15 protein-coding genes are annotated in these 16,262 nt (G+C 37.8%); 14 read left to right on the top strand and 1 reads right to left on the bottom strand.

Annotated elements, in window-relative coordinates; all coding sequences use genetic code 11:
- Nucleotides 1-263: 263 nt before the first annotated feature.
- The 14 genes from ACFX40_RS05260 (at nt 264) to lrgB (ending at nt 15,683) form a co-directional block, all read left to right on the top strand.
- Entirely contained in the window at nt 264-986 is a 723-nt protein-coding gene (locus ACFX40_RS05260; RefSeq protein ID WP_375346469.1) for an MBL fold metallo-hydrolase, read from the top strand.
- Nucleotides 987-990: 4 nt separating this feature from the next.
- The gene (locus ACFX40_RS05255) at nt 991-1,569 is read left to right on the top strand and encodes a TetR/AcrR family transcriptional regulator (protein WP_377237335.1); all 579 of its coding nucleotides are present in this window, start codon (nt 991-993) and stop codon (nt 1,567-1,569) included.
- 260 nt (nt 1,570-1,829) lie between these two features.
- On the top strand, nt 1,830-3,779 hold the full coding sequence (locus tag ACFX40_RS05250) for a BglG family transcription antiterminator (RefSeq protein ID WP_028407510.1): 1,950 nt from the start codon (nt 1,830-1,832) through the stop codon (nt 3,777-3,779).
- Nucleotides 3,780-3,940: 161 nt separating this feature from the next.
- Nucleotides 3,941-4,246: a PTS sugar transporter subunit IIB gene (locus tag ACFX40_RS05245; protein WP_013055477.1), complete on the top strand. Its 306-nt coding sequence runs from the start codon at nt 3,941-3,943 to the stop codon at nt 4,244-4,246.
- A 13-nt stretch (nt 4,247-4,259) separates the two neighbouring features.
- Nucleotides 4,260-5,618: a PTS cellobiose transporter subunit IIC gene (gene celB / locus ACFX40_RS05240; protein WP_028407511.1), complete on the top strand. Its 1,359-nt coding sequence runs from the start codon at nt 4,260-4,262 to the stop codon at nt 5,616-5,618.
- A 13-nt stretch (nt 5,619-5,631) separates the two neighbouring features.
- Nucleotides 5,632-5,961, top strand: coding sequence for a PTS lactose/cellobiose transporter subunit IIA (locus tag ACFX40_RS05235; protein ID WP_028407512.1), 330 nt, complete (start codon nt 5,632-5,634; stop codon nt 5,959-5,961).
- Complete coding sequence (locus ACFX40_RS05230; protein WP_377254356.1) at nt 5,958-7,286, top strand: 6-phospho-beta-glucosidase; 1,329 nt, start codon at nt 5,958-5,960, stop codon at nt 7,284-7,286. The genes ACFX40_RS05235 and ACFX40_RS05230 overlap by 4 nt, the downstream gene beginning before the upstream one ends.
- 114 nt (nt 7,287-7,400) lie before the next feature.
- Complete coding sequence (locus ACFX40_RS05225; protein ID WP_377237337.1) at nt 7,401-8,750, top strand: sigma 54-interacting transcriptional regulator; 1,350 nt, start codon at nt 7,401-7,403, stop codon at nt 8,748-8,750.
- A gap of 218 nt (nt 8,751-8,968) precedes the next feature.
- A complete protein-coding gene (locus ACFX40_RS05220) occupies nt 8,969-10,297 on the top strand; it encodes an MFS transporter (RefSeq protein WP_116515144.1) in 1,329 nt (442 codons plus the stop codon).
- A 45-nt stretch (nt 10,298-10,342) separates the two neighbouring features.
- Entirely contained in the window at nt 10,343-11,773 is a 1,431-nt protein-coding gene (locus tag ACFX40_RS05215) for an amidase (RefSeq protein ID WP_377254353.1), read from the top strand.
- Nucleotides 11,774-11,878: 105 nt separating this feature from the next.
- Nucleotides 11,879-13,630: a sensor histidine kinase gene (locus ACFX40_RS05210; RefSeq protein ID WP_028407514.1), complete on the top strand. Its 1,752-nt coding sequence runs from the start codon at nt 11,879-11,881 to the stop codon at nt 13,628-13,630.
- Nucleotide 13,631: 1 nt separating this feature from the next.
- Nucleotides 13,632-14,372, top strand: coding sequence for a LytR/AlgR family response regulator transcription factor (locus ACFX40_RS05205; RefSeq protein ID WP_028407515.1), 741 nt, complete (start codon nt 13,632-13,634; stop codon nt 14,370-14,372).
- Between the two features lie 162 nt (nt 14,373-14,534).
- The gene (gene lrgA, locus ACFX40_RS05200; RefSeq protein ID WP_028407516.1) at nt 14,535-14,969 is read left to right on the top strand and encodes an antiholin-like murein hydrolase modulator LrgA; all 435 of its coding nucleotides are present in this window, start codon (nt 14,535-14,537) and stop codon (nt 14,967-14,969) included.
- Between the two features lie 33 nt (nt 14,970-15,002).
- Nucleotides 15,003-15,683 (top strand): antiholin-like protein LrgB, encoded by a 681-nt coding sequence (gene lrgB / locus ACFX40_RS05195; protein WP_050689329.1) that lies wholly within the window; start codon nt 15,003-15,005, stop codon nt 15,681-15,683.
- Nucleotides 15,684-15,738: 55 nt separating this feature from the next.
- Here the strand turns inward: lrgB and ACFX40_RS05190 are convergent, their stop codons facing one another.
- Nucleotides 15,739-16,173 (bottom strand): hypothetical protein, encoded by a 435-nt coding sequence (locus ACFX40_RS05190; RefSeq protein ID WP_050689328.1) that lies wholly within the window; start codon nt 16,171-16,173, stop codon nt 15,739-15,741.
- Nucleotides 16,174-16,262 lie beyond the last annotated feature (89 nt).

Raw genomic sequence — 16,262 nt, 5'->3', positions numbered from 1 at the left:
TTAATAGAGACTATGGAAGAAGATCCGAATGCGTTTGATTCTTGATGAAGAATCAAACGCATTCGGATTTTTTTGTGGGGACGGTGTAACAGGTGAACCATACGAGCTTCTTTATCCCATTTGTTCGTCTTTAGATTTAATTGATTTCGTTACGTCTCACACTTTTTTTGTTTTTTCCAATATATGATTGATAAAACTAATGGTATTAGTTAAAATAAAAACTAATACCATTAGTTTTTATTTTGATAATAGGGGATGAGGAAATGAGAATAGTTCGTGAGAAAATGTTGTATCAACTGACGTTTTTGCCTCACTTTTTTCCAGTGAATTGTTATTTAGTCGAAGAGAAAGACAGTCTTACATTAATTGATGCAGCTCTTCCTTACAGCGCGTCGGGTATTTTGAAAGCTGCAGATCAAATTGGAAAACCGATTACTCGAATTGTTTTTACACATACTCATGAAGATCACATCGGAGCGATTGACAATTTGAAAAAAAGGTTGCCGAATGCTTCTGTTTATATGTCGCAAAGAGATTATCGATTGTTTTCAGGAGATTTCACACTCGATTCTGAAGAACCTCAAAACCCAATCCGTGGAGGAATACCAAAACTAGGAAAGGTTTCAACTAAAATTGATCATTTCATCGAAGAAGATTCTTATATAGGCTCACTTGCTCCTATTTTTACACCTGGACATACACCTGGATCTATGTCTTTTTTAGACCAGAGAACGAACGCATTAATTGCCGGAGATTCGTTCCAAGTGCGAGGAGGAATTGCAGTATCAGGTCAGTTAAAACCGCTGTTTCCGTTTCCTGCCTTTGGAACGTGGAGCAAAGAGCTAGCGCTTAAAAGTGCAGAAAAGCTACATGAACTAAACCCGTCACTTCTTGCTGTTGGACACGGAAGAATTCTTTCTCAGCCGCTAAAATTGATGGGAAAAGCAATACAACAAGCGAAAGTAAAAATAGAAAAAAGGAGATGAAAGGATGTCGCCACGACAAGGATTAGATTTCAAAAAGGTGATTCAAACAGGTGAAAATTTGGCCAATCGTGAAGGGTTTTATGCTGTTACAATTGCTTCATTAGCCAAAGAATTAAATGTTCGTCCACCGTCTTTATATAACCATATAAAAGGGTTAGAAGAGCTGCGCAAAGAACTGGCTTTAAGTGGACTGCAGCAGTTATATCATCTTTTAAAAAGTGCTGTTGAACATGCTTCTGCAGAAGACGCTGTTTATCGGCTAAGTAAAGCATACGTTTCATTTGTAAGAAAGTCTCCGGGAATATACGAAGCAACGGCAACGGTAGCACCAAGGATACAGGATGAAGAAGTACAAAAAGCATCTGATAACATTGTGTTTTTAGTGCTAGATGTGTTAAAACCGTATCATCTTCCGGAAAATGAAGCCCTTCATGCTGTTAGAAGTCTTCGCAGTATTTTACATGGGTTTTCTTATTTGGAGCAGAAAGGGGGATTTGGAATGTCATTAAGCACTGATGAGACTCTAGACTTTTTAATCCGTACGTTTGCACTGGGGCTACACCGGTATAAACAGACCACATAAATTTCATTAATGCCACTAAGCCTAATGCTTTAGTTGAAATTGAAAAAAAAGAGAAAGAATGATAGATTACAAATAAAGACATTTATTCCTATTGTTTTAGGGTTGTTACTGATGAAGCAGGCAAAACCTAAGCTGCAAGGACAGAAAAAGGTAGTTTCTGTTTGTTGCTGTTTAGGTATTTTTTGTTTTTGTTTAAAATAACCAGCCCTTTTCATTTGTTTTATAAGGGAGAAATCTTCTGGGAATGGAGAGAAGCAAACATGCTTAATTCAAGAATGATCGTCATATTAAGAGAACTAATGTCCGTACAGTCTACACTATCAACCGTTACGAGTGAATATTTAGCAACAGTAAATCAAGTATCTTCTCGAACTATTCGAACGGATATAAAACAGCTAGATGACATTTTGTCTCAGTACGGAGCTAAAATTAAATCAGCTCGTGGGACAGGGTATGAACTTAGCGTTTTAGATGAAAAACAGTTCCATCACCTATTAAAAGAACTTTCGGCTAATCAATTATTTGATGCAACTTCTATTCCAACCGTTCCTGATGACCGCGTGCATTATTTAATCAAAAGGTTGCTGCTAGCAGACGAATATTTGAAGCTCGAAGATTTAGCAGACGAGTTGTATATTAGCAAGTCAACGGTTCAAAACGATTTAAGAGATGTTAAAAAACAGCTTTGTAAATATGATATTCTTTTAGAAAAACGTCCTAACTACGGCTTGAAAGCCAAAGGGGACGAAATGAAAATGAGATTCTGTATGTCTGAGTACATATTCAACCGAAAAGATAAAGAAATAGATATGGTATACAATAAAATATCTATCCTGCCCCAAGAATCAATCTTAACGATTAAAGCCCACATTTTAAATCAAATAAAACGATACAATATTATGGTTTCAGACATTGGATTAAACAATTTAATCATTCATTTAGCGATAGCTTGTAAGCGAATACAAGAAGAAAATTTTATCTCTTTGTATTCAGAAGATCTGCTTGAGATTATGGCGCATAAAGAATATGAAGTGGCAGCTGAAATTGTGCGAGAGATTGAAAATGCATTCAAGATTCGTTTTCCGAAGTCAGAAACGGCATATATCGCCATTCATTTGTTAGGTACAAAGATGCTCAACAATAGCAATCATGAAGAAAAAGAAGTGAAGCAGTTTATCGACACAAATATCTATGAATTAACTGCAGCTATATTAGAAGCAATTGAAAAAGAGCTTCATTTAGGAATTAGTGAAGATTCAGAGCTGATCCTTGGCATGAGCTTGCATTTGAAACCGGCTATCAATCGCTATAAATATGGAATGAATCTGCGGAACCCGATGCTTGAAGGAATTAAGAGTCATTACCCTCTGGCTTTTGAAGCTGGGATTATAGCTGGGAAGGTTTTGAAAAATCGCCTTGAAATCGACATGCATGAAACGGAAATTGGCTATTTAGCTTTACATATTGGAGGGGCTATTGAACGTCGAAAAATTATCAATCAGCCTAAGCGCTGTTTGATTGTATGCGCATCGGGAGTAGGGAGTGCCAAGCTATTATCATATAAGCTGCAGGCTACTTTTGGATTAAATCTGACTATTTTAGGAACAACGCAGTATTATAAGCTTCACCAAATGTCTCTGCACTCTTTAGATTTTATTGTTAGTACCATTCCAATTCCAGATCATCTTCCTGTTCCTGTAGTACAAGTAAGTACGATTCTAGGAAACAGTGACTTTAAAAAAATTGATTGTTTAATGAAGAACAAACAGCAGCCTTCCTTAGAATACACAAAAAAAGAATTAGTATATTTACAGCAAGAATTTCAAACGAGAGAAGAAGTGCTTCATTTTTTAGGAGAGAAATTAACTCATCTAGGACTAGTTCCTTCTCAATTTATAGAATCTGTTTTTGAAAGAGAAGCTGCATCACCAACAAGTTTTGGCAATCTCGTTGCGATTCCTCATCCTATGGTTCCTCAAACGGATACGACGTTTTGGGCCATTTGCACGTTGAAAAAACCGATTATGTGGGAAGGAAACCTCGTACAATTTATTTGTCTTTTAAGTGTAAAAGCGAATAATCAAGGTGATTTGCAGAAGATGTACAGTTTGTTAGTCCGGGTTGTGGATGATAAGCAGGTCGTGCAGCGCTTAATAAAGTGTAAGGATTATGAGGAATTTATCGAGGTGTTTATGAAAAATATTAGATAAAAAAAGAAGTCTGAGAGAAGGGCTTCTTTTTTATCTGAATGTTCAAACATAATTTTTCCGTTAGTAGCGGAAAAAGGTTGTGTATAAATGTAAGCGCTTTTATTTTAAGATAAAACTATCAACAAAACAGATACCAAAATAAAAAAACGGGGGAATGACAAATGAATATTCTATTATGTTGTGCAGCGGGAATGTCTACAAGTTTACTAGTAACAAAAATGGAAAAGAGCGCTCAGGAGCAAAGCACGGAGTATAAAATTTGGGCGGTTCCTGGTGACTCTGTTCGCAACCATATTGATCAAGCGGATGTACTTTTATTAGGACCTCAAGTGCGCTACTTATTGCCGCAGCTTAAGAAGCTAGGTGAAGAAAAAGGAGTGCCAGTTGACGTTATAAATCCTGTTCACTACGGAACGTGTAATGGAGAACAAGTGTTAAAATTTGCAGTTCAACTAGTTTCAAAATAGGAGTGTGGACTACATGAGCAAATTTAATAGTATGCTTGAAAGCAAAGTAATGCCTATCGCGGGGAAAATGGCGGGTCAACGCCATTTACAAGCACTTCGAGACGGTATTGTTCTGACAATGCCGCTCATTATTATCGGTTCAGTATTTTTAATACTGTCGAATTTACCGATACCAGGTTACAACGACTTTATGGCAGGGATTTTCGGAAAAGAATGGGCAACGAAAATGGCCTACCCAGTTGGAGCTACATTCGATATTATGGCGCTGCTTGCTTGTTTCGGAATAGCCTATCGGTTAGCTGAAAAATACGGAGTAGATGCTTTGTCCGCAGGGGCTATTTCACTTGCTGCTTTTTTACTTGCTACTCCGTATAAAGTGTCCTTTCTCCCAAGTGGAGCCAAAGAAGCTATTTTAGTAGACGGCGGAATTCCAACCGCTTTAATGGGAAGTAAAGGACTCTTTGTAGCAATGATTGTCGCGATTCTCTCTACGGAAATTTACAGGTGGTTTATTCAAAAAGACTTTGTCATCAAGATGCCTGATGGAGTTCCTCCCGCTGTTGGAAAATCGTTTGCTGCTCTTATTCCTGGCTTTACGGTAATAGCATTTATTTGGATTTTACGTTTGTTAGTAGAACAAACTCATTTTGGAAGTCTGCATAATATCGTTGGAGAATTGCTTGGAAAGCCTTTAGGTGTGCTAGGCGGCAGTTTAGGGGGTACGCTAGTTGCCGAGCTTGTTATTATGCTCATGTGGTCTTGTGGACTTCATGGAGCAAATATTGTCGGTGGAATTATGGCTCCCATTTGGTATGGAGCTATGGATGAAAATCGAATTGCATTTGCTAATCATGAAGCATTACCAAATATTTTTACACAGCAGTTCTTTGATATTTGGATCAATATCGGAGGCAGCGGAGCAACGTTAGCTCTAGTTGTAGCTATGATTTTAAAAGCACGCAGTCAACAAATGAAGCAGCTTGGTAAGTTAGGGATAGGACCAGCTCTTTTTAATATCAATGAGCCGATCATCTTTGGACTTCCGATGGTGATGAATCCAATGATGCTTATTCCGTTTATTATTACCCCTCTTGTAACGGTAGTAGCAACCTATATTGCGATGTCGACAGGACTGGTAGCAAAACCAGCAGGTATTGCGGTTCCTTGGACTATGCCTCCAATTATTTCTGGCTATTTGGCAACAGGAGGGAAATTATCGGGTGCAGTTATGCAAGCTATTAATATCGGAATCTCTGTTTGCATCTACTATCCTTTCTTTAGAATGTGGGATAAACAAAAATTCACTGAAGAAAATGGTATACAGCCTGCAGCTGAAGAGGTACCAAGTGATACAAAGAAAGATATTGTGTGAGGAGGGATAAAGGATGGAAAGCATTCAAGAATATATTTTTAAATTAATCTTACACGGTGGAAACGGCAGAAGTTCAGCAATGGAAGCGATAGCGGCTGCTAAAAGAGGAGATTTTTTAGAAGCACGTGAAAAGCTTACACAAGCTGCAGAAGAATTAAATGCCGCTCATCATATCCAAACGTCGTTAATTCAAGGTGAAATTAGAGGAGAAAGCACAGAAATTTCTCTGCTCATGATTCATGCTCAAGATCATTTAATGAATGCAATGACGGTAAAAGAAATGGCTACTGAATTTGTAGATTTATATGAAGCAATCAAAATTTCCGGGGGGATTACACTATGACAAAAGGTATTAAGATTGTAACGATTGGCGGCGGTTCAAGCTATACGCCTGAACTAATAGAAGGATTTATTAAACGATATGATGAACTTCCAGTTCGAGAACTGTGGCTAGTAGACGTCGAAGAAGGAAAAGAAAAGCTAGAGATTGTTGGTAATTTAGCGAAGCGAATGGTGAAAAAATCAGGTTTGCCAATTAGTGTTCATTTAACGTTAGATCGAAGAGAAGCATTAAAAGATGCGGATTTCGTAACGACTCAATTTCGCGTTGGCTTGTTAGACGCCCGAGCAAAAGATGAAAGAATACCGCTTAAATACGGGGTGCTTGGTCAAGAGACAAACGGACCAGGCGGGTTATTTAAAGGACTTCGTACAATTCCGGTTATTTTAGATATCTGCCGTGACATTGAAGAGTTATGTCCAGAAGCTTGGCTGATTAACTTCACAAATCCTGCAGGTATGGTAACAGAAGCTGTGCTCCGCTATAGTAACATTAAAAAGATTGTAGGACTTTGTAATGTACCAATTGGAATGGAAATGGGCATTGCTAAGCTACTTGATGTAGATCACTCTCGCATTCGAATTGATTTTGCTGGTTTAAATCACATGGTCTACGGATTAGATGTGTATGTAGATGGCGTAAGCGTCAAAGATCAAGTTATTGATTTACTAAGTGATCCAACTAACAGCAGCTTTGTGAAAAATGTAGCGGGACTTGGATGGGAGTCAGAATTTACAAAAGCCCTAAATGCGTTAACTTGTCCATATCACATGTACTATTATAAAACGCGTGAAATGGTAGAAAAAGAGCTTGTTAATTATGAAAAAGGTGAAACCAGAGCAGAAGTCGTAAAACAGTTAGAAAAAGAGCTGTTCGAACTGTATAAAGATCCTAATCTAGACATTAAACCGCCTCAATTAGAACAGCGCGGCGGAGCCTATTATAGTGATGCAGCCGTTCGATTGATTACATCCATTTACACGGATAAAGGCGATATTCAGCCTGTAAACACTATTAATAATGGTGCCATAGCAAGCATTCCTGCTGATTCTGCCGTAGAAGTAAGCTGTATCATTACAAAAGATGGACCGAAGCCAATTTCAGTCGGCGACCTTCCTGTACCTGTGCGAGGTCTTGTTCAAACAATTAAGTCATTTGAACGGATTGCAGCTGAAGCAGCAGTGAACGGAGATTATGATAAAGCTATTTTAGCATTAACCATTAATCCGCTTGTGGCTTCTGATAAACTAGCTAAGCAAATTGTCGATGAGATGTTAGAAGCTCATAAAGATTACTTGCCTCAATTTTTTAAACCTGTTCAAGCTTAAAGTCAGGCTGTTCGAATACAGTACGTATTCGAACAGCTTTTTTGTGCAAAAGATATCTATTGTTTTTACTCTTTTCCATTTATACTAAGACACAAGACTCAGGGGGGGTACAGCGTGAACAGGAAGAGAGAAGAACTAAATTGTATTCATGAAATAGTAGATGGAGAATTAAAAACTATTTTTGATATTTCTTATGATGCTATTTATATGTCTGATGGAGAAGGAAGAACATTAAAGGTAAGTTCGGGGTGTGAAAAAATATGGGGATACAGGGAAACAGAGTTGCTTGGAAAAACGATTTATGAGTTAGAAAAGGAGGGTGCATACAGCCCCTCCGTTACTAGACTTGTATTAGAAAAGAAAGAAAAAGTATCAATGATTCAAGTCACAAAGTTGGGAAGGCGATTAAAAGTAATAGGTGCACCAATAAAAAATACGAAGGGGGACATTATTCGAGTCGTTAATATTTCAAAAGATATTACGGAACAGAACCAGTCTTTACAAAATGAAAAAAAAATTGCTCCATCTGAACATCTTTCTCAGGGTCAGATGGAAAGGTTCAATAACAAAAAGTTAAAGCAGATGTACATTTTAAGCGAAAACGAAGAAATGAAAACAGCGGTTTCTAGAGCTAAGAGAGCAGCTTTAGTAGAATCTAGTGTATTAATCCATGGGGAAAGTGGAGTTGGTAAAGAAACCATGGCATATTTAATCCACGAGCATAGTCCACGGAACAAAGGGGCGTTTGTAACAGTTCGTTGTGGTGCAATTTTATTATCTAATATAGAAAAGGAGATTTTTGGGGAAGGAGAGGAACTAGGAGCAATTGAAAAAGCTGCCGGTGGTACGGTTTTTTTAGATGAAATTGATTTATTGCCTTTGTCACTACAGCTGAAGTTATCTTACCTCATAGAACAGCAATTAACATCCTCATATACCAGTGCTCGGTTTATTACGGGGATTTCAACTAATTTAACGGAAAGTATAAAAATAGGAGAATTTAGAAAAGAGCTGTATTATCAGCTAAGTATTATCCCTATTCAAATACCTCCGCTTCGAAACAGAAAAGAAGATATCATTCCATTAGCTTTACATTTTTTAGAGAAATTTAATTTCTTGTATGAAAGTAAGAAAAAACTACATCCTAGTCTGTTGAAAAAGCTACAAAACCACTACCGCTGGCCAGGGAATGTTCGAGAGCTTAAAGCTTTAGTAGAGCGATTATTTGTATTAACGGAAGGAGAGTGGATTCAAGAAGAAAAATTAATGAGCGACATACTAATGAGTGCAAAAAACGAAAAAAAAATTGAAATTCATGAGCTAATGCCTTTAAAAGATGCAGTTCATTTAGTGGAACAAGAATTGCTGAGAAAGGCTAAGAAGAAATATAAATCCACTACCCAAATAGCACGAGTGCTGGGCGTTAATCAGTCTACAATTAGTCGGAAGCTAAGTCGCTTTTAATCAAAATGAAATGACTATGCAAAAGTGCATAAATTATAAAAGAAGGGAGATGAGCTCTGTAACTATCAAATTTTTTATAAGAAATATGTTCACAAGAACTTATGCATCTATGCATAAGTTTCTTTTTTTAGGAGATTGAATTTTCAGAAAATAATTGATATTAATAATAAAGTAGAGCGGTTTTATAGGCAGCATATTTTTCGTAGGGAGTGAGGAAAATGAGAGGGAAGTACAGATATTTTATTATGGGTATGATTGTATTTATGACCGTAGTCAATTATATCGATCGAGGTGCTATATCGTATGCACAAGAAGCAATCATAAGTGAGTTTAACTTAAACCCCAAAACATGGGGAGGGATATTAGGGTATTTTGGATACGGTTATATGTTTGGTGCATTATTTGGAGGAGCGTTAGCTGATAAGAAAGGGCCTAAATTTGTTTGGATCTTAGCAGGGATGGCTTGGTCCATATTTGAAATAGGAACGGCTTTTGCTGGTGAAATAGGAATGGCCTTGTTCGGTGGCTCTGCTATTGCTGGATTTGCTGTTTTCCGGGTTTTATTTGGATTAGCGGAAGGGCCAACTTTTTCGACCATTAATCGTACAATGGCTAACTGGGCAGCTCCAAAAGAGCGAGGATTTGCTGCTTCTATCGGATTACTTGGAACGCCGCTTGGTGCACTATTAACGGCTCCAATTGCAGTAGCCCTGCTGTCTTTTACAGATTGGAAAACGATGTTTATTATTCTTGGGTGTATTGGCCTTGTATGGATTACGATATGGATCAAAGTATTTACTAATCAGCCGGAAGAAAATAAAAGAGTTTCTCAAGAAGAATTAGCCGAAATACGATCCAATCAAGGCTTGCTAAAGTCTGAAAAAGAAAGCGGACAGAATGGAGAAACTGTTCCTTGGTATCATTTCTTTAAAAATCCTACATTAGTAATGAATGCTATCGGTTACTTTGCTTTTCAATATGTAAATTTTTTAATTTTGACGTGGACTCCTAAGTATTTGCAAGATACCTTTGATTTTCAATTAGGATCACTATGGTACTTAGGCATGATTCCGTGGACAGGCGCTTGTATCACCGTGCTGTTAGGAGGGAAAATATCTGATTACTTACGAGAAAAAACGGGCAGCTTGCGCGTAGCAAGGTCTGGATTAGCTGTTGTCTCTCTGTTTTTCACAGCTCTTTGTTTTATTTTCATTCCTACGGTTAACAGCGTAGCAGCAGTACTGACATTAATGACGATTGGAAATGCATTTAATTTCTTGCCCAACTCTGTGTATTGGACAGTAATCATTGATACAGAGCCATCAAAAGCAGGAACGTTTGGCGGTGTTACGCACTTTTTTACAAATATCGCCACTATCGTAGCGCCTACATTAACAGGCGCGTTAGTAGCTGCTAGTGGATACGGAGCGATGTTTACTGCAGCTGCCGTAGCTTCTGCTATTGGAATGATCGCCATGATTTTTGTGAAGCCAGGAAAGCGTATTATTCAGCCTATCAGTTCTATGAAGCATAAGCACAGTAGCTAATAGAAGTTAACTTTATATCAAAATAAAAAGAGGAGGAATATGTTTATGCAGTCGGATTCTATCTTAAAAATGGATATAACAACGTTATCCTTAAAAATAAAAAATAAGGAAATCTCTCCGGTGGAGATTACAGAGTGTCTCCTACATCGTATTAAAGATATTAATCCTGTTTTAAATGCTTTTATAACGATGAACGAAGAGGCAGTAAAACAATCGAAAATAGCCGAAAAAGAAATTATGAATAACAAGTATAAAGGAGCGCTTCATGGCATTCCAATTGGCGTTAAAGACCTGGTGTATACAAGAAATATAAAAACGACAATGGGTTCTAAAATTTATCAACATTTTATGCCAGATTATAACGCAACCGTTGTAGAGAAGCTTCATCATGCAGGAGCAATCACGATTGGAAAACTTAATACACACGAATTTGCGTATGGGCCAAGCGGAGATGTTTCATATTATGGAGCTGTAAAAAACCCGCACGATGCGAAGAGGATTTCAGGAGGTTCGAGCAGTGGTTCAGGGGCAGCTGTTTCAGCCGGATTATGTTATGGAGCAATTGGCACAGATACAGGAGGATCTATTCGTATACCTTCATCTGCATGTGGAATTGTAGGGATGAAGCCAACGTTTGGTCGAGTAAGTAAACATGGCGTATTTCCACTTGGTGAAACGTTGGATCACGTAGGACCTATGACGCGAACCGTTTCAGATAATGCTTTATTTTTAGAAGCAATTGCCGGCTATGATAAGAAAGATCTTTATTCAGTAAATAAGCCGACTGAACATTTTAGTAGATTCATTGGTTCTGCTATTTCGAAAAAAACGATTGGCATACCCTCTAATTTTTACTTTGATGCTTTAGATTCAGAAGTTGGAAATTCTTTAAAAGAAGCGATAAAATGTTTGGAAGAGCTTGGTGCAAGTATAAAAGCTATTGAGCTTCCTATGCTGTCACAAGCATCTTGGGCACAATTGAAAACGATTCAAAGTGAAGCCTATATGGTTCATGAGAAGCGAATGGAAACGTATAGACAAGACTATCAGCTCCCCGTTCTTGAGAGGCTAGAAGAAAGCAAAAAAAGTACGGGATATGAGTATGCAAAAGCGCAGCAAATTCGCTTACAAGTTCGGAAAGAGTTTCAGCAAGTATTTGAAAGTGTAGATGCTTTGATTGCTCCGACGCTACCGATTCTACCTCCTTATCTTGGAGAAGAAAAAGTAAGAGTTGATAATCAGATGAAGTTAGTCCGTTCGGAGCTGCTTCGCTTAACAGAACCATCTAACTTACTTGGCTTGCCTACGCTGTCACTACCGTGTGGTTATTCTCGTGAAGGGCTTCCAATCGGAATGCAGCTCATAGGACCACATTTCGCTGAAGCTACTCTATATCAAATCGGATACGCGTTTGAACAAGATCGCCATATCCCTACATTAAAATGGAATATTCAAACACAGTCAACGCTAAGCTAAAGAAAAAGGTTCATTTTGAACCTTTTTTCTGTTTGTTCAGCTAGATTTCTAGCAGCATCAGTGTAACAATATAAGATAGAAACAGACAGCAAAGGGTGGCTAGAAATGATTCATTTATTAATTATGATGGTAGAACGAGTCGGAGTTATTGTCATCTTAGGTTTTTTGCTGGCACATACAAAAGTTTTTCGGCAATTTCTCCGCAAACAGCAAGGGTATAAAGGAAAAGCAGTACTTATTTTTATTTTTTCTCTTTTTAGCATTATTAGTAACTACACGGGAATTGAAATTCAAGGAACAATTATTCGCAATGAAGACTTATTATTAAAAGTAGATCCATCAAGCTCGATTGCAAATACACGAATTATGGGTGTGGAAATGGGCGGTCTGCTTGGCGGTCCTTTTGTTGGTTTAGGAGTAGGACTACTTGCTGGCGTTCATCGCTTTATGTTAGGAGGGAGTACGGCGTTTAGCTGTGCAGTTTCATCCGTTTTAGCAGGGGTGTTAACTGGATATATCGGCTATGCCTACCGGAAAAAACATCGAACGATTACACCGCGCTTTGCTGCACTTGTAGGCATAGCGATGGAAACGCTTCAGATGCTGATTATTTTATTATTTGCTAAACCGTTTGATTCGGCATGGACGCTAGTGAGTATTATTGCTATTCCAATGATTATTGTAAATGGCACAGGAAGCTATATTTTCTTATCTATTATTCAGTCCATTTTACGGCAAGAGGAACAAATGAGAGCGCTTCAGACACACAAAGTATTATTAATCGCGGATCAAACTCTTCCACATTTTCGTCAGGGTCTTACTAGTGAATCATGTGAAAATGTTGCAAATATTATTCATCGCTTCACAGGTACGGATGCTGTTTCGCTAACTGATACGCACAAAATTTTAGCTCATGTAGGGGAAGGAATTGATCATCACGTTCCTTCGCATAGTTTGATTACCGGGCTGTCTCACGAAGTGCTGAAGACAGGAAAAATTATGAAAGCAAAATCGAGAGAACAAATTGATTGTCAGCATAAAGACTGTCCGCTTCATGCCGCCATTGTGATGCCGCTTACTTCTCACGGTACTACCATTGGAACACTAAAAATGTACTTTAAAGATGCGAGCGGGTTAAGCCGAGTGGAGGAAGAGCTAGCAGAAGGATTAGCTAAACTTTTTTCAACTCAGCTAGAGCTCGGCGAAGCAGAGCTTCGAAGTAAATTGCTAAAAGATGCGGAGATTAAAGCTTTACAGGCTCAGGTGAATCCTCATTTTTTATTTAATGCCATTAATACGATATCGGCGCTGTGCAGACAGGACGTAGAAAAAGCCAGAAAGCTGCTTTTGCAGCTAAGCATTTATTTTCGTTCCAATTTGCAAGGTGCAAGGCAGCTGCTGATTCCGTTATCAAAAGAGCTTGATCATGTTCACGCGTACTTATCGCTGGAACAAGCCAGGTTCCCTAATAAATACGAAATTGACATGTATATTGAAGAAGGGCTAGATGATGTCTTGCTTCCGCCATTTATTCTTCAAGTGCTTGTGGAAAATGCCATTCGGCACGCCTTTCCGCGTAAACAAAAGCACTGTCGCGTAGAAGTTCATATTAAGACAAAAGATAAATATGTATACGTAAAGGTAAAAGACAATGGACAAGGTATAGACACACAAAGATTACAAAAGCTTGGCAATCAGCCCGTTTTTTCAGAAAAAGGAACGGGGACGGCTCTTTACAATATTAAACAACGTTTGCACGGATTATTTGGAAAAGAAACAACGCTGGAGTTTGACGTAACAGAAGGAACAGCGGTTTCGTTTGTTATACCAATGGAATTAAAAAGCGAGGGTATGTAATATGCTGCGAGTACTAATAGTAGATGATGAAATGTTAGCACGAGATGAATTAAAATATTTATTACATCGAACGAAAGAAGTAGATTTCATTGAAGAAGCTGAAAGTATCGAAGAGGCGTTGGATAAAATGATGGATGAAAAGCCGGATTTATTATTTTTAGATATACAACTGTCAGATGACAGCGGTTTTGATATTGCTAAAAGGCTTAAAAAAATGAAAAATCCGCCAGCTATTATATTTGCAACTGCGTACGATCAGTACGCTTTACAAGCCTTTGAAGTAGATGCAATTGATTACATTTTGAAGCCTTTTGATGAAGAAAGAGTGGTGCAGGCCATTCATAAATATAAAAAAATGCGTGTTCCTCATCCCGCTTTGAAAGAAGAAGAATTGATAGGAGAGTCTTCTTCTCAAACTGGAAAGTTAGCGATTTCTGTAGACGATTCGATTGTGTTAGTAAATATAGAGGACATTTTGTTTGTAGGGTTAATAGAAGGAGAAGTCACCATTCAGACTATAACCGAATCCTATCATACTGCTGATACGCTGGCTATGCTAGAAAAAAAGCTCCCTTCTCAGTCGTTTAGTCGTGTGCACCGCGGTTATATCGTCAACGTACATCATATTTCCGAGGTACAGCCATGGTTTAATTCTACGTATAATTTAGTGATGAAAAACGATGAGCGAGTTCCTGTCAGCCGTACATATGCTAAAGAATTGAAGAAGCGTTTAGGAATTTAAGGAGAAAGCAGCTTGCGTATGCATTTTAGCAGGCTGTTTTTTGCATTTCAAGGCTCGATTTTTGTAAGTGAGCACAAATATTCGACTCTTTGATTTGAAAACGCTTTCTAATGTGTTTTCATTTTATATAATGAAGTCAACAAACAGAGAGAGGTGAAAGAAATGAGTGCTAAAAAAGTGTATGGCTTTTTAACACAAGCATTTATTTTTTCCGTAATTATGTTGATTTCAGATTTTATTGCAGAGCATTTGCCTTTTCCAATGCCTGCTTCAGTCATTGGACTTGTGCTGTTATTTCTTGCACTATGCTTGAAGATTATTAAACTAGAGCAAGTTGAATCACTGGGAACGGCTTTAACTTCTTTGATCGGATTTTTATTTGTACCAGCAGGTATTTCTGTTATGAATTCATTAGGTGTTATGCAGCAGTACGGCATTCAAATTTGTTTAGTTATCATCGTGGCAACGATTATTTTGTTAGGCGTTACAGGCTTATTTTCACAGCTTATACTTGGCATGACAAAAGATAATAAAGCAAAAGAAGAAATAAAAGATGTAGCTATGAGTGAAAAAACAAAAAAACAGGGCATTGCTTAATATCAATTATAAAGAGACAAGGTGGTTGGAAAGATGAATCCGTATTTTGGAATCGTGGTTTCTTTAGCTGCGTACGGTATTGGAACGTATTTATTTAAAAAGTCAAAAGGGTTTTTCTTATTTACTCCTTTATTTGTGGCAATGGTACTCGGGATTGCTTTTTTGAAAATTGGTCACTTTTCTTATGAGGAGTACAGTAGCGGCGGAAAAATTATCAGCTTCTTTTTAGAACCAGCAACGATTGCTTTTGCCATCCCTTTATATAAACAAGCTGATAAATTAAAAAAGTACTGGTGGCAAATCCTTTCTTCTATTGCGGTAGGATCAATTTGTTCGGTAGCGATTATTTTTGCGATTGCGAAAGGTATTCATATGGATGAAGTCGTGATGAAATCAATGCTTCCACAAGCAGCTACAACAGCGATTGCGCTGCCATTGTCTCAAGATATTGGAGGTATTCCTGCTATTACTTCCTTTGCTGTTATTTTTAATGCAGTCATCGTATATGCGCTGGGCGCTTTATTTTTAAAAGTATTCAAGGTGAAGAATCCAATTTCGAAAGGATTAGCTCTTGGCACTTCTGGACATGCGCTAGGAGTAGCCGTAGGGATTGAAATGGGAGAAGTAGAGGCAGCCATGGCAAGTATTGCAGTTGTTATTGTAGGCGTCGTCACAGTTGCCGTTATTCCACTTTTTGTTCAGCTAGTCATGTAACAAAAGCCTGAAGGAGTCAGAGATTTTCTGACTCCTTCAGGCTTTTGTTTGTTAATTAATATACCACTCCAAAATGTCGTGATGCGCAGTTTTGACAGGTTGTATGGTCAAAAAGACTCTCAGGAATGATAAATTCAAAACAAAATTGACATTGTTTGAATTGACTTTGTCTATAAAACATTGTCTCTAAGAAAATAGCTGTAATATGTTCGGTTATGTGCTTATGGGAACGTTGTTCTAAAGTGGACCATGGAATAGACTGATGCTCTATGTAAATCGGAAAGGAAGTATAGGGTGTATCCCATTGAATGGCTTGATATCCAAACGTAAGGCCATGATGAGCTGCAGATGTAAATATGATCAGGTTTTGATGGAATTCTGGCAGAGGTAATTCTAGTTTTTGATCTTTAAGCGATCTCGTTTTGGAATGAAGGTTATACAATTTAATTTGAAAATGAATCCACTGAGTGGCGTGAACGGTTATTGACATGTTTTAAACCTCCAATTCAGACTCTTTCTTTTATCATAATTGATTTCAAAATAAATAAATAGTAGGCAAAAAGAAGATAACAAAATTTT

It is taken from the genome of Priestia sp. YIM B13552, from assembly GCF_042787775.1.
Classification (GTDB): domain Bacteria; phylum Bacillota; class Bacilli; order Bacillales; family Bacillaceae_H; genus Priestia; species Priestia megaterium_E.
The sequence above is the reverse complement of the archived record's forward strand: the minus strand, read 5'-3'. Positions and strand labels throughout refer to the sequence as shown.